General features: G+C 68.1%; 16 protein-coding genes. 4 read left to right on the forward strand and 12 right to left on the reverse strand.

Annotated features, from left to right (window positions below):
* Positions 1-196: 196 nt before the first annotated feature.
* From RN629_RS15260 to RN629_RS15285, 6 genes are all read right to left on the reverse strand, one after another.
* A complete protein-coding gene (locus RN629_RS15260) occupies positions 197-1,282 on the reverse strand; it encodes a Rieske 2Fe-2S domain-containing protein (RefSeq protein WP_407036000.1) in 1,086 nt (361 codons plus the stop codon).
* A gap of 32 nt (positions 1,283-1,314) precedes the next feature.
* Positions 1,315-2,286, reverse strand: a complete 972-nt coding sequence (locus tag RN629_RS15265; protein WP_407036001.1) for an alpha/beta hydrolase — start codon at positions 2,284-2,286, stop codon at positions 1,315-1,317.
* The gene (locus tag RN629_RS15270) at positions 2,283-3,365 is read right to left on the reverse strand and encodes an NAD(P)-dependent alcohol dehydrogenase (RefSeq protein ID WP_407036002.1); all 1,083 of its coding nucleotides are present in this window, start codon (positions 3,363-3,365) and stop codon (positions 2,283-2,285) included. The genes RN629_RS15265 and RN629_RS15270 overlap by 4 nt, the downstream gene beginning before the upstream one ends.
* Before the next feature lie 13 nt (positions 3,366-3,378).
* Complete coding sequence (locus RN629_RS15275) at positions 3,379-5,982, reverse strand: TonB-dependent receptor (RefSeq protein ID WP_407036003.1); 2,604 nt, start codon at positions 5,980-5,982, stop codon at positions 3,379-3,381.
* An 89-nt stretch (positions 5,983-6,071) separates the two neighbouring features.
* On the reverse strand, positions 6,072-6,959 hold the full coding sequence (locus tag RN629_RS15280; RefSeq protein WP_407036004.1) for an AraC family transcriptional regulator: 888 nt from the start codon (positions 6,957-6,959) through the stop codon (positions 6,072-6,074).
* A gap of 29 nt (positions 6,960-6,988) precedes the next feature.
* Complete coding sequence (locus RN629_RS15285; protein ID WP_407036033.1) at positions 6,989-8,410, reverse strand: aldehyde dehydrogenase family protein; 1,422 nt, start codon at positions 8,408-8,410, stop codon at positions 6,989-6,991.
* A 77-nt stretch (positions 8,411-8,487) separates the two neighbouring features.
* Here RN629_RS15285 and RN629_RS15290 point away from each other — a divergent pair, with 77 nt between their 5' ends.
* On the forward strand, positions 8,488-8,943 hold the full coding sequence (locus RN629_RS15290) for a MarR family winged helix-turn-helix transcriptional regulator (protein ID WP_407036005.1): 456 nt from the start codon (positions 8,488-8,490) through the stop codon (positions 8,941-8,943).
* On the opposite strand, the gene RN629_RS15295 is transcribed toward RN629_RS15290, so the two are convergent.
* Positions 8,930-9,754: a p-hydroxycinnamoyl CoA hydratase/lyase gene (locus tag RN629_RS15295; protein ID WP_407036006.1), complete on the reverse strand. Its 825-nt coding sequence runs from the start codon at positions 9,752-9,754 to the stop codon at positions 8,930-8,932. The two genes, RN629_RS15290 and RN629_RS15295, sit on opposite strands and share 14 nt — an antisense overlap.
* Positions 9,755-9,852: 98 nt before the next feature.
* Here RN629_RS15295 and RN629_RS15300 point away from each other — a divergent pair, with 98 nt between their 5' ends.
* Complete coding sequence (locus RN629_RS15300; RefSeq protein WP_407036007.1) at positions 9,853-10,578, forward strand: alpha/beta fold hydrolase; 726 nt, start codon at positions 9,853-9,855, stop codon at positions 10,576-10,578.
* A 60-nt stretch (positions 10,579-10,638) separates the two neighbouring features.
* On the opposite strand, the gene RN629_RS15305 is transcribed toward RN629_RS15300, so the two are convergent.
* From RN629_RS15305 to RN629_RS15320, 4 genes are all read right to left on the reverse strand, one after another.
* Entirely contained in the window at positions 10,639-12,714 is a 2,076-nt protein-coding gene (locus tag RN629_RS15305; RefSeq protein WP_407036008.1) for an acetate--CoA ligase family protein, read from the reverse strand.
* A 33-nt stretch (positions 12,715-12,747) separates the two neighbouring features.
* The gene (locus RN629_RS15310; RefSeq protein WP_407036009.1) at positions 12,748-13,584 is read right to left on the reverse strand and encodes a p-hydroxycinnamoyl CoA hydratase/lyase; all 837 of its coding nucleotides are present in this window, start codon (positions 13,582-13,584) and stop codon (positions 12,748-12,750) included.
* A 19-nt stretch (positions 13,585-13,603) separates the two neighbouring features.
* A complete protein-coding gene (locus RN629_RS15315; RefSeq protein WP_407036010.1) occupies positions 13,604-15,034 on the reverse strand; it encodes an aldehyde dehydrogenase in 1,431 nt (476 codons plus the stop codon).
* A gap of 65 nt (positions 15,035-15,099) precedes the next feature.
* Complete coding sequence (locus RN629_RS15320) at positions 15,100-15,552, reverse strand: MarR family winged helix-turn-helix transcriptional regulator (RefSeq protein WP_407036011.1); 453 nt, start codon at positions 15,550-15,552, stop codon at positions 15,100-15,102.
* A gap of 176 nt (positions 15,553-15,728) precedes the next feature.
* Here RN629_RS15320 and RN629_RS15325 point away from each other — a divergent pair, with 176 nt between their 5' ends.
* Positions 15,729-15,923: a hypothetical protein gene (locus tag RN629_RS15325; RefSeq protein WP_407036012.1), complete on the forward strand. Its 195-nt coding sequence runs from the start codon at positions 15,729-15,731 to the stop codon at positions 15,921-15,923.
* 29 nt (positions 15,924-15,952) lie between these two features.
* Here the strand turns inward: RN629_RS15325 and RN629_RS15330 are convergent, their stop codons facing one another.
* Positions 15,953-16,144, reverse strand: coding sequence for a hypothetical protein (locus RN629_RS15330; protein ID WP_407036013.1), 192 nt, complete (start codon positions 16,142-16,144; stop codon positions 15,953-15,955).
* Here RN629_RS15330 and RN629_RS15335 point away from each other — a divergent pair.
* Positions 16,143-17,813 (forward strand): aspartyl protease family protein, encoded by a 1,671-nt coding sequence (locus RN629_RS15335; RefSeq protein ID WP_407036014.1) that lies wholly within the window; start codon positions 16,143-16,145, stop codon positions 17,811-17,813. The genes RN629_RS15330 and RN629_RS15335 overlap by 2 nt on opposite strands.
* The last annotated feature ends 73 nt before the right edge of the window (positions 17,814-17,886 follow it).

The following is a 17,886-nucleotide window of genomic DNA, read 5'->3' on the forward strand; positions in this document are numbered from 1 at the left end:
CTTGGGAAAGAACGGTTGCAGACGCGCCATCTGCTCATCCGTCAGCCAGTACAGGTCGCTCATCCACTCTCTCCTCACGGAGCCTGAATCAGATCGCGCCTCCCACATCAATGGGTCCTGACCCTAGGCCGTCCGGCGCACGGAACGCGGTGGAGGGCGCGGCGCTATCGCCCTCCAGCGCATCGGCGGGTTGGCGTCAGACGGCTTCCGGCTCGGGCTCGCGTTCGGCGGCGATCGCGCGGTGGATCATCAACCGGGAGCGCACGCCGCCGGCATCGATGTTCAGCTTCATCAGCCGGCGCTCGGGGTATCGCAGCAGGTTCGCCTGCTGCCGTTCGAGCATCTCCAGATCCTCGCCGAAGATGGTGCCCTGGCCGGAGCGGATCGTGTCGGTCAGGTCCTTGTCCGCCACGGCGAACCGGCGGGCCATGCCCCAGAAATAATGATGCGAGGTCTCGGTCTCGGGCGTGATGAAGTCGACCACGATGCTGGACGCCTTCCAGCGATCCTCGGCCTGGTAGCCTCCCTTGCCGGCGATGGCGACGCCCACTTCGATCAGCACATGGCTGGGCAGGGTGAAGCGGCAGATCTGCCAGCGATCGACCGGCTGCTCGTCCGGCAGCCCCGCGCCGCGCAGCGCCATCTTCCAGAAAGGCGGCGCCTCGATGCCGTCCATGAACCGGCGCGTGATCACCTCTTCGCCCGTGACGAGCGTTTCGACCGGGGCCTCGTCAATCTCCTTCTGGCCGATGCTGCTGCTGTGGACATAGGTCTCATGGGTCAGGTCCATGAGGTTGTCGATCATCAGGCGATAATCGCAGTCGATATGATAATAGCCGCCGCCATAGGCCCATTCGGGGCTCTCCGCCCATTCGAGATGGTGCAGCCTGGCGGGATCGGCGGTCTCGGCGTCGCCTGGCCATACCCATAGGAAACCGTAGCGCTCCAGCACGGCGAGGCGGCGGATCGCGGCGAACTTCTCCACCCGCTGGCCGGGCATCGCGGTGGCGCGACCGGCGCACCCCATCACCAGGCCGTGATAGCCGCACACCAGTTCGCCATCCCGGACGAAGCCGAGCGACAGCGGGGCGCCGCGATGCGGGCAAAAATCCTCAAGCGCGACGACCTGTCCTTCGGCGCCGCGGAAGAACACCATGGGCTGGCCGCAGATCGTGCGGGCGAGCGGGCGGTCGGTGAGTTCATCGGCCGATGCCGCAACGTACCAGGCGTCCTTGGGCCAGGGTTGCGAAGCGATAGGCGCAGTGGCGGCTTGCCCGGGCATGCATAGTCTCCGTTCTTGAATCCAACATATGTTCAGGCCGGCATGGTGTCCTGCCCGGCGTCGTGCCGAAGCGCCGCGAGCATGTCCGTCGCGGCGGCCGCGAAGGCGGCACAATCCCGCTGCGCGGACGGGAGCGCTTGGCGGAAATGGATGAAGCCGTGGATCATCCCCGAGGCCTCCAGCCGTCGTACCGGAACGCCGCTCGCTTCCACCCGGTCGGCATAGGCATGGGCCGCGTCGTGCAGCGGATCGAGCGCGGCGGTATGCAGCAGCAGCGGCACCGCGGGGATCGGCCCGTCCAGGCAATCGTGGCGCGGATCGCCGATCGCAGCATCATAGTGTCGATTGAACCAGGCCATGTCCTCGGCACCGAGGAAAAAGCCTTCGCCAAAGGTGCGGTGGGAGGGCCAGTCGGTTCCCCCGCCGACATAGGGATAGAGCGTCCAGCAGGCCAGCACCGGCACGGGCGCGGGGCGATGCGCCAATTGCTGCGTCGTGACGATGGCGAGATTGCCGCCGGCACTGTCGCCGCAGGGGATGAGACCGGTGATCCGAAAGCCGAATATGTCCTGCGTACCGGCGATCCAGCGGGCGGCGGCTTCGGCATCGTCCGCGGCGGCGGGATAGGGATGTTCGGGGGCCAGGCGATAGTCGATCGCCAGCACCGGCAGATCCAGCGTGTCGGCCAGCCAAGTGCAGACGCTGTGATGCGTGTCGAGATCGCCGATCACGAAGCCGCCGCCATGGAAGAACAGGACCAGCGGACTGATGAGGCGATCGGCCCGGCGATCGTAGAGCCGCGTGGCGATCGGCCCGGCGGGCCCGGCTATCGTCTGATCCTGCACGCGCGCCAGCGGGCGCGGCGGCAGATCGGCGACGACGCAAGTCGCACGCATCGCGAGCCGCGCCGCCGAGACCGTCAACGCCGAAAGCGGCGGGGCGGCGCTTTCCGCCAGACTGGCCAGGAAGGCGGCGACGTCGGGGCGCGGCGTGGTCGCGGTCACGCATCCTGCTCCATGAGCAGCACCGGCTTGATCACGGTGCCGGATTCCGAATCCTGGACGGCCTGGGCGATGGCGGTGAAGGGATAGGTGCGGACCAGCTTCTCCATCGGCAGCCGGCCGGCCCGGTAATGCGCGATCAGCGCAGGCAGGAAGCGCTGCGGATCGATGCCGCCTTCCACCACGCCGACGATATGGCGACCAAGACTCATGATCGCCGACGCGTCGATCGTGAGCCTGGGATCGGACGGATAGGCGCCGACCAGCGCCAGCGTGCCGCGCGTGGCGAGCAGATCGACCGCCGGGCCGAGCAGGGCCGGGACGCCGGTGGTGTCGACGATATGGTCGAAAGGCCCGGCGAGCGCATCGAGACTGGTGGCGGTGTCGGTCGCACCCAATTCGCGTCCGAGATCGAGCCGGTGCGCGTGGCGGTCGAGCAGCGCGATCCGCCCCGCGCCGGCAATCGCCGCCGCCATGACCGCGGCCAGCCCGACGGCACCGGCGCCGAACACCGCGATCGACTGGCCCGCGCCCACCTTCAGCGTCTCCAGCACCGTGCCCGCGCCGGTCTGGATGCCGCAGCCCAGCGGCGCGAGCAGGTGGAGCGGCAGGTCGGCATCCACCTTCACCACGTTGCGCGGATGGGCGAGCGCGTGGGTGGCAAAGGCGGACTGGCCGAAGATGTTGCTGCCGATCCGTTCCCCGCCGCGCCACAGCCCGCCCTGTTCGGGCCCAAGCACGCCGAGGAAGTTGCGCGGGAAGAATTCGGGGCAATAGCCGGGCTGATGATCGTGGCAGGCCGGGCAGGCGCCGCAGCTGTCGAAGCTGAGCAGCACCGTGTCGCCCGGCGCGAGGCCAGTCACCCCCGGCCCCACCGCCGCGACCACGCCGGCGCCCTCATGCCCGAACACGGCAGGGAAGGGCACCGGCAGCGCGCCGTCGCGCATCACCATGTCGGTATGGCAGATGCCGCAGGCGACGATCCGGACCAGCACCTGGTCGGGGCCCGGCGAGTCGATCCGCAGCCTCTCGATGCGGAAGCTGCCGCCTGCGGCCTCGGTGACGGCTGCCTGAATGTCCATGATCGTGCTTCCCTTAGAATTTGAAGCCGAGGCGCGCATACCATTCGCGCGGACGGCTATAGGTGCCGAAGAAGGTGCCGGCGGCGATGTTGGAGCCGCCGGAGGTGAGGTAGCGATTGTCGGTCAGGTTGGTGCCGCCCACCGTCAGCGTCCAATGGTCGCCCGGCTCCTGATAGGCGATGCTGGCATTGACGAGATCGACCGCCTTGCGGCGCAGCACGAAGGTCCGTTGGGTATCGTTCCACACGCTGCTGGCATGGCTCCAGTCGGCGAGCAGGATCACCGATCCGCCATTGCCGATCCGCGTCTCGTAGCGCGGCGAGATATTGGTCTTCCAGTTCGGCGTCTTGGGCAGCGCCGCGCCGACCACGGTGCCCGCCTGGAAGGAACTTGGCCCCCCCACCGCGGCGGCGGCGGCCGAGACGCGGGTGTAATAGGCGTCGATATAGCCGACCGAGCCGTTGATGGTCAGCCCGCGCATGGGGGCCGCGATCGCCTCCAGCTCGAAGCCGCGGATCCGCGCGTCGCCGGCATTGGCGATGGTGGGCGAGGTGCCGACCTGGATGTTGAGCTGAATGTCCCTATAGTCGGTGGTGAACGCCGCGGCGTTGAGCTGCAGCTTGCGTTCGAACAGCGTCGACTTGACGCCGAGCTCGATGGTCTTCGCGCTTTCCTCGTTGAAATCGGGCGCGACATTGCCCTGCGGGTTGGTGAGGCGCGTGGTCCAGCCGCCGGTCTTGTAGCCGCGCGACCAGCTGCCATAGACCATGATCGCGTCGCTCGGATGCAGCTGCACGCCGAACTTGGGCGAGAAGTCGCTGAATGTCTTGCGGTTCATGCCGGGCACATAGACGCGCACCGGATTGCTCGGATCGGGATAGCCCAGTCCGGTCTGGCAGGAAACCGGGGCGAGCGGGTAGGGGCCGTTCGGGGTGATGTTGCCGTTCGCGTCCGAACAGCCGAACAGCTTGTAGTTGAAGCCGTTGAGTTCCTGCTGGCCGCCCTCGAAGCGCTTCTTCTCCTTGGTGTAGCGGCCGCCGATCGTCACGCCCAGCCAGTCGGTGGCGCGATAGTCGATCTGGCCGAAGGCGGCATAATTGGCGGTCTCCAGCCGGTTGGGGCCGTCCAGCTGCACCTGGCCCTCGGCGAAGGTCACATAATCGTGGAGATTGCCCGCTTCCTTGAAGTAATAGCCGCCGAGCACATAGTTCAGCTTGTTGTCCAGCGCCTTGCCGAGCAGCTGCACTTCCTGGCTGAACTGCCACTGATGCATCCTGAAGCTGAGCTGGAGGAAGTTGAGCGGCGAACCGTCGGCGTCGAGACCGGCGGCCCATTCGAGCTGGCGATAGGCGGTGATCGACTTGAGCGCGATCGCGTCGCTCAGGTCATAGTCGATCACCCCGGAAAAGCCCCAGTTCTTGAGGTCGGAAAAGGCGTTGCCGGTGGCATAGCTCTTGTCCGGGTCGGCGATGAGGTAGCGGCTGTCCCAGGGCAGGCGGTTGTTCAGCGGGTTGGCGTCGACATTGACCCCGGCATAGCTCGGTATCTGGAGGTGCGGGGTGAACTGCGTGGCGGAGGTGCCGCACAGCGCCGAGGCACCGCGCGCCGCGATCTGCGCCTGGGTGGCGCCGATGCAGAAATTGTAGAGCCCGGCAAAGTTGAATCCGGTGGTGCCGGTGGGATCGAAACCGGTGCCGGGCAGGTTGGACGTGCCGGCGAAATTGCCGGGAACCGCTTCGGCCGTGGCGATCAGCTTGTTGGCGCTGGTGCCCTTGTCGCGGCTATAATCGCCCGAGATGGTAAGGGAGAGCGGGCCGCCATTGGACCATTTGGCCTTGCCGCGCAGGTTCCAGTTGTCGTTGCCGCCCTCGCGCGGGGCGTTGCCGTAGCCGGCGGCGGCGAACGCGGTGTAGGACGGGGTGTTGTTGACGCGCTGGTCCGGATAGGGGATGCGTTTCAGGAAGCCGTCGCGCGATTGCACCCCGAAGCTGAGGATCGCGCCCAGCCCCTCGGCGATCGGGATGTCGATCGCGCCGCGGGCGTTCAGCCGCTTGTAGCTGCCGGTGGTCACGTCGCCCTGGACGCGGAACGCCTTGCCCGGATCGCGGGTGACGATCGAGATCGCGCCGCCGATCGTGTTGCGGCCGAACAGCGTGCCCTGCGGACCCTTCAGCACCTCGACGCGGGCGACGTCCATGAGGTCCTGGTTCGCGCCCACCGTCCGGGCGAGGTACACGCCGTCGAGATAGAGGCCGACGCCAGGGTCGATGTTGAAGGCGAAATCGTCCGAGCCGATGCCGCGAATATAGGCGGAGAGCACCGCAGGCGACCCCGAAAAGGGCGTGCCGGCATCGAGATTGACGTTGGGCGCGATGGCGGAGAGCTGGGAGATGCTGCCGACGGCGCGCTCCTGCAGCGTGTCGGCGCCAAAGGCGGAAATGGCGATCGGCACGTCCTGGACGTTCTCGGCGCGCTTCTGGGCCGTCACGACGATCTCCGCGATGCCGCCATCCTGTTGCCTGGCGTCCGGCTGGGTGGGTTGTTCGGTGGTTTGGGCCCAGACGGGGGCCGTCCATGCCGCCGAAGCGAGCAGGGCCGTGGCGAGACCAATGCGCATTTTCCTCTCCCGATGACACGCCTTTTGGCGTTTGTGCAGGAAGGCTACCGCCTCGCCGCGTGCCCGTCTTGGACGGGCGCGCACCGCGATCAGGACGGACGCGCACCCGCCATGCGCCACTCGCGCGGCGTGGTGCCGAAGCGGCGGCGGAAGCACCGGCTGAAGAAGGCGGCGTCGTTGAAACCGAGCGTAAAGGCGATATCGGTCACGCTGCGCCCCGGCTCTGTCACCAGCAGTTCGGCGGCATGGGTGAGCCGGCGTTCGGCGACGAAGGCGGTGGGGGTCAGGCCGGTTTCGCGCAGGAACGCCTTCTGGACGGCACGGGGGCTGAGGCCGGTTGCCGCGCACAGGCTGGCCGTGCCGAGCTCGGGATCGTTCAGGTGGCGCAGCGCATGGGCGACGGGGGTCTCGGCGCCGCCTGCGGCCAATGGCGCGTTGCGCTGCTGGCGGAAGACCAGCCGCGTCGCATCGACCAGCAACCCGCCCACGCCGTCATCGACCTCGTCGAGCATCGCGCGCTGGTCCCACAGGCCGAGCAGCATGCGGTTGAGGAAGGCGACGTGCGGAACCTGCCCCGGCAGCAGCCGGCCATGCAGCGCGTCGAGCCCGATGCCGTCGACCAGCTGGTCGGCGGGGACTTGCACGATCAGGCAGTCGTTCGCGTCGGAGATATCGATCGTATAGGGCCGGCTGTCGTCGGCGACCAGGATGTCGCCCACGCCCCCCGAGACGGCCGCGTCGCCGTGCAGCATGGTCAGCCGCCCGCGCCGCTGGAGATGAAGCACGACATGGTGCCCGTCACGATTCATCTCGCGGCGGACCTGCGCCCGCCCGCTGCGGGCGCGGGCGAGGCCCACCGGACCCAGGCGCCACCGGGCGAGATCGGCGCGGATGCCTTCGGGGGCGATGGCGGTCATGCCCGGAAAGGCTTTGGCGACGATGTCGCGCCAGAAGAGGTGCCGCCGCGGGAGCGGCACCCCCTGGGTGGTGAAATGTTCGACCGCGCTCAGGCGGACGGCTCCAGCTCGACGGCGTTGACGATATGCGCCTGGGTATATTCGTGCAGCCCCGCCTGGCCGAGTTCGCCGCCCAGACCCGATTGCTTCGATCCGCGGAACGGAATGCGCGGATCGATGGCGAGATGCTGGTTCACCCACACCGTGCCGCTGTCGATCTTCATCGCCACGTCCGTCGCGCGGGCGACGTCGCGGCCCCAGATCGTGCCGCCCAGGCCATAATCGGAATCATTGGCGCGGGCGATCACCTCCTCGATGTCGCGATATTTCAGCACCGGCAGCACCGGGCCGAACTGCTCCTCGCGCACCAGCGGCGCGTCGTCGTCGAGATCGCGGACGATCGTCGGCGCGATGAAATAGCCGGGGCGGTCCAGCGCGTCGCCGCCGGCAACTATGGTGCCGCGCTGCCGGGCATCCTCAATCAGCGCCTTCACCTTCTCGAACTGCATCGCATTCTGCACCGGGCCGACCGTGGCCCCCTGCTTGGCGCCGTCATCGACCACCGCGTCGCGGGCAAGCTGCGCGATCTCGTCGCAAAAGGCCTCGTACATGCCTTCGGGTACATAGGCGCGCTTCACCGCCACGCAGATCTGTCCGGCGTTGTACATCGCGCCCTGGAAGACCTTCTGCGCGGCCAGGGCCGGCTCGACGTCATCCAGCACGATGGCCGCGTCGTTGCCGCCCAGTTCCAGCGTCACCCGCTTCACCCCATCGGCGGCGCTGGCCATCACCTTCTTGCCGGTCGCGGTCGAGCCGGTGAAGGCGACCTTGGCGACATCGGGATGGGTGGTGAGCAGCGCGCCGAGATCATTCTGGTCGCAGACGATGTTGATCACGCCCGGCGGCAGCAGCTCGGCGAAGATCTCGCCCAGCAGCAGCGAGGTGAGCGGCGTCGTCGGCGCGGGCTTGAGTACCATCGTATTACCCGCGACCAGCGCCGGGCCGATCTTGTTCGCCGCCAGGATCATCGGGAAGTTCCACGGCGTGATCGCCGCGACCACGCCCAGCGGCGTGCGATGCTCGACGATGCGGTTGCCGCCCTCATCGCGCAATATCCTGGTTTCCGGGCGCATCTCGGTAAAGGCGCGCAGCGTGAACACCGTTCCCATCACCTCGCCAGTCGCCTGATCGAGCGGCTTGCCCTGTTCGGTGGTGAGCAGGCTGGCGAATTCGCTCAGCCGCTCCTGCAGCCGCGCGGCGACCGCCTCGACCCGGGCGGCGCGCTCCTCGATCGGCGTCGCCGCCCAGGCGGGGAATGCGGCCTTGGCCGCGGCGACGGCGGCGTTCAGCTGCGCGGCATCCGCCCTGGGGCAGCGGGCGAACGGTTGGGCGGTGGCGGGATTGACGACGTCGAACTGCGATGCGCCATCGACCGCCTCGCCATTGATCAACAGCTTGAAGGTGCGTTCCAATGCCATTCTCCTAAAACAGGCCGCGACTCGCCGCGGCGGATTTTCTATTTTGATTAAATGTATCCCAGGCATACCAAATGGACAAGATGACCCAGCTGCCTCCAAAGGATCCCGAACTCGATGCGCTGATCGGCTACCAGCTGCAGATGGCGCGCCTCCGGCTGATGGACGCGGCCTATGCCGTGCTGGCGCCCTATGGCATCTCGCCCGCGCGGGTGACGGCGCTGGCGCTGATCCGCGCCCAGCCGGGCCTCGACCAGTCGGCGCTGGGCAGGGCCCTGTCGATCAACCGCGCGAGCGCGATGAAGCTGGTCAACCTGCTGGTGGAGCGCGGGCTGGTGGAGCGGCGCGCGGGGCGCAACCTGCGCAGCCACGCGCTGCACCTGACCGGGGAGGGCGAGACGCGGTTGCCCGAGATGATCGCGCGGCTCCGCGATTCCGAAGCGCCGCTCCTTGCCGATCTGTCCAGCACCGACCGCGCCACGCTACTCCAGCTGCTGCAACGGATCCACGACCCGCTCAGCTGCGATTGAGGTCGTAGCTGCCCAGCCCGGGCTTGTAGCTCTTTTCGTCGATGAACTGGCGGATGCCTTCCTTGCGGCCTTCGCTCTTGTCGTGGAAGTTGGCCGCTTCCTGCATCCGCACGAGATAGTCTTCGGCCTCGTCATAGGTCAGGTTGCCGACGCGGCGCACCGCGTCCTTGGCGTATTTGAGCGCGACGGGGTTCTTCTTGAGCAGCAGTTCGGCGATCTCGCGCACGCGCGCCTCCAGGCGATCGGCCGGGACGCTTTCATTGACCAGGCGGCAGGCGGCGGCCTGCCTGCCGTCGATCAGGTCGCCTGTCAGCGTCAGCCACATCGCGTCGCGCATCGGCAGTAGGTCGACCACCACCTTGGTGACGCCGCCGCCCGGCAGGATGCCCCAGTTGATCTCGCTCAGCCCGAACCGGGCGTCGTCGGCCGCCACCGCCAGGTCGCAGGCGAAGAGCGGGCCGAAGCCGCCGCCGAAGCACCAGCCATTGACCATCGCGATCGTGGGCTTCTGAAACCAGCGCAGGCGGCGGAACCAGCCATAGCTTTCGCGCTGCGACTTGCGGATGCCGCCCAGTCCCTGTGCCTCGGTCTCGCGGAAATATTCCTTGAGATCCATGCCGGCGGACCAGGCATTGCCCTCGCCGCCCAGCACCAGGACGCCGACATCGTCGCGGAATTCCAGCTCGTCGAACACCTCCGCCATGCGCCGGTTGAGCGCGGGGTTCATGGCGTTCCGCTTTTCGGGGCGGGCGAAATAGACCCAGGCGATGCGATCCTCGACCCGATACGACACGCCGTCCTTGCTGATCATCCGATTCCCTCCATCGATTGCTCTTTGAATGTATCATTGGCATACAATAATCCATTCGGAAAGGGGCAGTGTCGATCTGCCCGAAAGGAGCGATGCCGATGTCCAAGCCGTTCCCAAGCTTCGTTTTTCTCTGCGGATTGCTGAGCGATGCGCGGGTCTGGTCGCCGGTGACGGAAACGTTGCCGGGACGGATCTTCGCCTTTCCCGGCTTCGATTCGCTGGCCGCCATGGCGGAGTCGCTGCTGGCGGCGACCACGGGGCCGCTCGTGCTGGTCGGCCATTCGATGGGCGGGCGCGTCGCGCTGGAGGCGGTGCGGCAGGCGCCGGGGCGGATCGCCGGGCTGGTGCTCGCCAATACCGGGGTGCATCCGCCCGCGGAAAACGAGGGGGCCGGGCGCCAGCGCCTGATCGACATCGCCCGGACACAGGGCATGGCGGCGCTCGCCGCGGCCTGGCTGCCGCCGATGATGGGCGCGGCACCGGCGCGGGTCGAGGCGCTGATGCCCGGCCTGCGCGCGATGGTGGAGGCCTATCCGCTGGACGCCTATCTCGGCCAGATCGCCGCGCTGCTCGATCGTCCCGATGCGGGGCCGATACTGGCGGGCTATGGCGGTCCGGTGCTGTTGCTTTCGGCCGACCGGGATCGCTGGTCGCCACCCGCCCAGCACGCGGCGATGCACGCGCTTGCCCCGCAGGCCATGCTGCGCATCGTCGACGGCGCGGGCCATATGCTGCCGGTCGAGGCGCCCGAGGCGACGGCGGCGGCGATCGCCGACTGGGCCGCCGCCCATGGCCTGATCGATCCCGGAGCCGCCCCGGCGTAATGGTGGTCGGCGGTCGGCGGGGGCCAGGGTGGCCCACGCCGACCGCCTTCCGAACGCGGCTCAGGCGGTGAGGATCAGCGCGTCGAGCGCGACCGCGCCGTCGGGACGGGCGATCACCGGATTGAGGTCGATCTCACGAATGGCGGGCGTGCCGGCTAGTATATGGCCGAGCGTCTGCACGATCGCCGCGACCGCATCGAGGTCGACCGCCGGTGCGCCGCGATAGCCGTCGAACAGCGCCGCACCCTTCAGCCGGCGCAGCGCCGCGACGATGCTGTCGCGGGTCAGGTCCGGGGGCAGCAGGCATACATCCTTCATCAGCTCGGCGGTCACCCCGCCCAGGCCGACCAGGATCACCGGCCCCCATTCGGGATCGTTGCGCGCGCCGACGATCAGCTCGACGCCGCGTTCGCCCATCGCCTCGACCACCGCGCCTTCGAGCACGATCCCGGCATCATAGGCCGCGACATTGTCATGGAGCCGCCGCCAGGCCGCCCGCAGCGCGGCTTCGTCGGCGATGGAGAGGATCACGCCGCCCGCATCGCTCTTGTGGCTGAGCGCCACGGCCTGCGCCTTCAGGGCGACCGGATAGCCCACCCGCGCCGCGATGGCGACGGCCTCGTCCGGGGTCTGGGCGAAGTCGCCCGGCGGGAACGGGATGCCATGGGGGGCGAGCGCGCGCTTCGCCCGATATTCCGGCACCACGCCACGCGGCAGATCGAGCGTGATCGGCATCACGGCCTCGACCGCCTGGTACCGCTCGGGCGCGAGCAGGCGGGTCAGCGCGCGAAAGGCGCGGTCAGCGGTGGGGAAATAGGGGACATTCTCGGCATGGAGCGCCGCGATCGTCTCCGGCGGCACCGGTGCGCCTTCGTCCAGCCCGGCGAGGATCACCGGCTTGGTAGGGGCGAGCGTCCGCACCGCCGCGGTGATCGGCGGGAATTTGCGGGCGCAGGTGCCGATATCGGTCTGGATGATGCCCAGCACCACCGCGGCATAGGCCGGGTCGGCGAGGAGCGGGGCCAGCGTGCGGCGGTACAGGTCGGGATCGACCAGCGCCTGCGCGGTCAGGTCCATCGGGTTGGAGACGCCGATGAAATCCGGCAGCGTCGCGCGGATCGCGTCATGGGTCGCGCCGCCGATCGCGGGGAGGGGCATGCCGATCCGCTCGGCGAGGTCGAGCGTCAGCGCCTTGAACGCGCCCGATTCCGCCAGCACCGCGACGCCGCCCTGCGGCAGCAGCGGGGTGCGCGCCAGAATCTCGGCGACGTCGCCCAGTTCCTCCAGGCTTTCGACCACCACCACGCCCGCGCGGGTGACCTTGGTCTTCATCAGCGACCAGTCGCCCGCCATCGCGCCGGTATGGGTGGCGGCGCTGTCGCGCGCGGCGCTCGACGTGCCGGGGTGGAGCAGCACGATCGGCTTGCCCGCCGCCTTTGCCCGCGCCGCCAGGTCCAGGAAGCGCGCGGGCTTGCGGAACTGCTCGACGATCATCGCGATCACGCGGGTGTTCGGCTCGTCGATCAGCCAGGCGACATAATCCTCGACCCCGGAGGCTGCTTCGTTGCCGGTCGAGATCCAGGCCGAGACGCCGAGCTGCTTGCCCGTCAGCGTCGTGCCCAGCACCGCCGCCATCGCGCCGGATTGCGAGACGATGCCGACGCAGGGCCGGCCCGTCACGTCCAGCGGCGGCATCTCGACAAAGGTGAGCGGGACGCCGGCGATATTGTTGACGAGGCCGAGGCAGTTCGGCCCTTCCACCACCATGCCATGCTCGCGGGCGATGCGTGCCACTTCGGCCTGCGCCGCCAGCCCGTCCGCGCCGCCCTCGGCAAACCCTGCCGAGAAGATGATCGCCGCGCCCACGCCGCGCGCGGCCAACGCCCGGATGGCGTCGAGCACGGCGGGGCCGGGGATGGCGAGGATGGCGGCGTCCACCCCGGGCGGCAGCTGGTCGATCGAGGCGAGGCAGGGCCGCCCCTCGATCGTGTCCCGCCTGGGGTTGATCAGGTGGATGTCGCCCGCGAAACCGTGGCGGACGAGGTTGGCGAGCACCGTCGCGCCGAGCGCGCCGGGTTTCTCGGAGGCGCCGACGATGGCGACCGAACGGGGAGTAAGCAGGCGGGCGAGATCCATCGCTGGCGTCCGTTCCAAGAGGGCAGGGGAAGATCAGGCGCGGGTGCGATCCTTGTCGTACGCGCCGAGACCGGGCTTGTAGCTCTTCTCGTCGATGAACTGGCGGATGCCTTCCTGGCGGCCTTCCTTGTCGAAGCTGTTCGCGGCTTCCTGGGCGCGGACCAGATAGTCCTCGGCATCGTCATAGCTCATGATCGAGACGCGGCGGATCGCGTCCTTGGTCGCCTTGAGCGCCACCGGGTTCTTCTTCAGAAGCACGTTGGCCACGTCGGTGACGCGCGCCTTGAGCCGGTCGAGCGGATGCGCCTCGTTCACCAGGCCCCATTCGGCGGCGGTCCTGCCGTCGATATTCTCGCCCATCAGCGCGTGGTACATGGCGTTGCGGAACGAGGCGAGCTCCACCGCCACCTTGGTCGCCCCGCCGCCGGGCAGGATGCCCCAGTTGATCTCGGAAAGGCCGAACTGCGCGTCGTCCGCCGCGAAGGCGAGGTCGCAGGCGAAAAGTGGGCCATAGCCGCCGCCGAAGCACCAGCCATTCACCATCGCGATGGTCGGCTTCTGGTACCAGCGCAGCCGCCGCCACCAGCCATAGCTCTCGCGCTGCGCCTGTCGCACCGCCCCCAGGCCGCCCGCCTCGGTCTCGCGGAAATATTCCTTGAGATCCATGCCGGCGGACCAGGCGGTGCCTTCGCCGCTCAGCACCAGCACGCCGACATCGTCGCGGAATTCCAGCGCGTGGAGCACCTCCATCATGTCGCGGTTCAGGGTGGGCGACATGGCGTTGCGCTTCTCGGGACGGTTGAAGCGTACCCACGCGATTCCGCCTTCGACGTCGTAGGCCACGACGCCGTTGCTGCTCGTTTCGGTCATGTGCAATCCTTGCTTGGGTTCAGATCGGATAATGGCCGGGCTGGGTCTCGATCGTGATCCAGCGCAGCTCGGTGAAGGAATCGATACCGGCCCTGCCGCCGAAACGGCCATGGCCGCTGGCCTTGACGCCGCCGAACGGCATCTGCGCCTCGTCGTGCACGGTCGGCCCGTTGATGTGGCAGATGCCCGACTGGATCCGCCGCGCGACCCGCAGCCCCCGTGCCGTGTCACGCGTGAAGACGGAGGCCGACAGGCCGTATTCGCTGTCGTTCGCCAGCGCGATCGCGGCCTCTTCGTCGGCGGCGCGGATGATGCCGACGACCGGGCCGAAGCTCTCCTCGCGGAACAGGCGCATAGAGGGGGTGACGCGATCGACGACATGCGCGGGCATCAGCACGCCGTCCGTCGGACCGCCGGCGACCTGCACCGCGCCGTTCGCCACGGCATCGGCGACGAGCGACTGGACATGCCCCACCGTCTTGCGATCGACCACCGCGCCGAGCGGCGCCGTGCCCTCGCGCGGATCGCCGACGCCCAGCGTCGCCACCTTGGCGGCGAACATCTCGACAAAGGCATCGGCAACGGCGTCGAGCACGATGATCCGTTCGGTCGACATGCAGATCTGGCCCTGATTCATGAAGGCGCCGAACGCGGCGGCCTTCACCGCCTCGTCGAGATCGGCGTCGTCGAGCACGATCAGCGGGGCCTTGCCGCCCAGCTCCAGCAGCACCGGCTTCAGATGGCCGGCGGCGCGCTGGGCGATGATCCGGCCGACATGGGTGGAGCCGGTGAAGTTGATCCGGCGGATCCTGGGATCGTCGATCAGCGCGCCGACGATCTCGGCGGCATCGTCCGGCGCGTTGGTGACGATCGACACCGCACCCTCCGGCAGCCCCGCATCGGCAAAGGCCTCGGCGATCAGGCTGTGGGTGCGCGGGCATTGTTCGCTTGCCTTGAGCACCATGGTGTTGCCGCAGGCGAGCGGCACGGCGATGGCGCGGACGCCGAGGATGATCGGCGCATTCCAGGGCGCGATGCCGAGCAGCACGCCGACGGGCTCGCGCACGGCCATGGCGATGCAGCCGGGCTTGTCGGACGGGATCACCTCGCCGCCGATCTGGGTGGTGAGCGCCGCCGCCTCGCGCACCATGGCGGCGGCGAGCATCAGGTTGAAGCGGGCCCATCCCTCGGTGGCGCCGATTTCCCCCATCATCGCGTCGACAAAGGCGTCCGCGCGGGCCTCCAGCGCGTCGGCGGCGCGCATCAATGCGGCACGGCGGGCGGTCGGGCCCATGATCGACCAGCTGGCAAAGGCCGTGGCCGCGCGTTCCACCGCGGCATCCGCATCGGCGATACCGGCGGCACGGCTAATAGATGCAACCTGCCCGGTGACCGGGTTCAGCCGTTCGAATGTGGCGAATTCCGTCGCCTTCTCGATGACGATCGACATCGTCCCTCTCCCATTATTGTTATCCCATATAACTTAATGGAGGAGGGGCCGCAAGCCGGTTTGCGTCAGTCCGCTCCCGAGGCCTGAATCCTTTTGAGAAGCGCGACGAGCGTCTCGCGCTCTCCCACGGAGAGGTCTCGCAACAACCGGTCTTCGTGCAGGCGGATGCGGGCCAGGCCATCGGCAAAGGCGGCCGCGCCGCGATCGGTCAGCTGGAAGACGAAGGCCCGGCGGTCCTCCGGGGAGGTGGTGCGCGAAACATAGCCCGCATCGGTCAGCTCGCCGATGAGCGACACCATGTTCGCGCGCTGAATCCCCAGGACCTTGCCGATCTGGCCCTGGTTTATGCCGGGGTTGGCGGCAATGACCGAAAGGACGCCAAAGACGACCTGCCGGATCCCGGTTTCCGCCATCGCCGCATGGAAATCGACAGACATCCGGGCGGACGCACGTCTCATGTGATAGCCGACGAACGAATCAAGCGGTCCAAGTGTGGCGGTGTCATTGGCAGCGGCCATGCGTCCTCCTTTGTGCAAGTACGCGCCTAGCGACTCTGCCGATGCGGCCTCAAGCCCAAAGGTCGATCCACCACATGGCCGGGCGATTGTCTCGACGCAGGCGTCGGCCACCGATCGCGATTTCGATGATCGGACGCTGTCATGAAGACCATCCCCCGATCGAAGGACAGAATGGGTTGGCCGGTGAGGTGGAGCGAACTTTCGCCGGGGTCGACCGGCGCTATACCGGCGCCGTCTTCACCATGATCGACAAGCATCCGGCTGGCATGGACGGCGGTCTCAAAGACGAAACGGGATTTTGGGTGTCGGCGACCACCCAGTCGCGCGCGCTGTATCTATCGAGGAAGAAGGACTATTCGGGTGGGTCTTGATCCCGCCCGCGCTCTTGCTGTCGAAAATGTCAGTTGTTCGTTATCGGAAGCGAATATGGCATTTGATACGCCGTGCCGATCAAAGACCGAACGGGGGGTGGCGTGAGGGGGATGAAGGACGCTGGCGCGATCATATCATTGGCGCTGCTGGGCATCGCGGCGATGACCGCACCGGTATCGGCGGCATTGGCTGCCTCGACGTCGTGCAAGGCCTCGCTCATGGCGAGTATCCCGGTCACGATGCAGGGCCTGCGCCCGGTGGTCGAAACCAGCATCAACGGCAAGCCCGCCGCGTTCCTGCTCGACAGCGGGGCTTTTTACAGCACCATCTCTCCTCCCGCCGCCAAGGCCCTGGGCCTGGCATTGCGACCACTGCCCTTCGGCTTTCGCTTGAACGGGGTCGGCGGCAGCAGCGAGGCCTGGGTCACGACGGTCGAGCGCTTCTCGCTGGCCAAGCTGGACGTTCCGCGCGTCGAATTCGTCGTTGGGGGCACCGATATCGGCCAGACCGGCCTGCTCGGACAGAATGTGCTGGGGCTGGCCGATGTCGAATATGACCTGCCCGGCGGCATGGTTCGCCTGTTCCGCGCCAATGACTGCGGCAAGGCGATCATGGCCTATTGGACCGAGGGTAAACCGTATTTCGTGATTCCGATCGAACCGCGCAGCGACCGTCAGCGTCACACCGTCGCCACCGTCCAGCTGGACGGCGCGAAGCTCAACGCCACCTTCGACACCGGCGCGGCGCGCACCGTCATCTCGCTGCGCGCCGCGGCCCGCGCGGGGGTGCATCCCGGCGATCCGGGGGTGGTCGAGGCGGGCTGGAGTACCGGGCTCGGACATCGCGTCGCCAGGGAGTGGATCGGCCGCTTCAACCTGCTGAAGATCGGTGAGGAAGAACTGCACAATGTGCGGCTGCGCATTACCGATCTGGGCGCGGTCGATACCGACATGCTGCTGGGCGCGGACTATTTCGTATCGCACCGGCTCTATGTCTCGAACAGCCAGCATCGCATCTATTTCACCTATAATGGCGGTCGCCTGTTCGACACGAGCACGCGGGTCGATCCGACCAGCGCCACCATCGTCCAGAACGACGCGACCTCCGGCCCCACCGCGCCCGCCAATGACGCCGAGGATTTCAGCCGTCGCGGCGCGATGTTCCAGACGCAGCACGACATGCCCCACGCGGTCGAGGCCTTTTCGAAGGCGATCACGCTGGCCCCCCAGGACCCGCGCTTTCCCCGGCAACGCGCGCTGGCGTATCTCATCCAGCGGCGCCCCGTGCTGGCGCTCGATGATCTGAACACCACGCTGACGCTCGATCCCAAGGACGTCGAGGCCCGGATGCTGCGCGCCGACCTGCGCCTGCGCTTCGGCAATCCCGGTGGGGCGATCGCCGATCTCGACAGCGTGGCGGGGCAATTGCCGCGCGAGGACGCCACCCGGATGCGCGTCGGCCAGCTCTATTCGCGTGCGGACGCCTTCGACGCCGCGATCGGTCAGTTCGACCTGTGGCTCGATACGCACCGTGACGATGCCCACCGGGCGGAGGCGCAGAACGGTCGCTGCTGGGCCCGTGCGCTCGCCAACAAAGACCTGGACCAGGCCCGTCGCGACTGCGACGCCGCCATCCGCGAGGTGCCCGGCAATGCGTCTTTCCTCGATAGCCGGGGGCTCGTCGCCTTTCGTCGCGGCGACGGTCAGGCGGCCATCGCCGACCTGAACGCTGCCCTGGCGATTCATCCCAGCCGGGCCTGGCCGCTCTACATCCGCAGCCTCGCGGAGAAGCGACTGGGGCAGGCGGAGGCCGCCAGCCGCGACCAGGCCGCCGCCCTGGCGCTGGACCCGCATCTGCCCGACCGGGCCCGCAAATACGGACTGGCCTGAGCCGGGCCGTCAGCGTCGCGCATATCGCGCGCGGCCCAATCTGGCGGCGGCCATATCGCCGATCCCGGCCAGC

Source organism: Facivitalis istanbulensis, from assembly GCF_040560405.1.
GTDB lineage: Bacteria > Pseudomonadota > Alphaproteobacteria > Sphingomonadales > Sphingomonadaceae > Sphingomonas > Sphingomonas istanbulensis.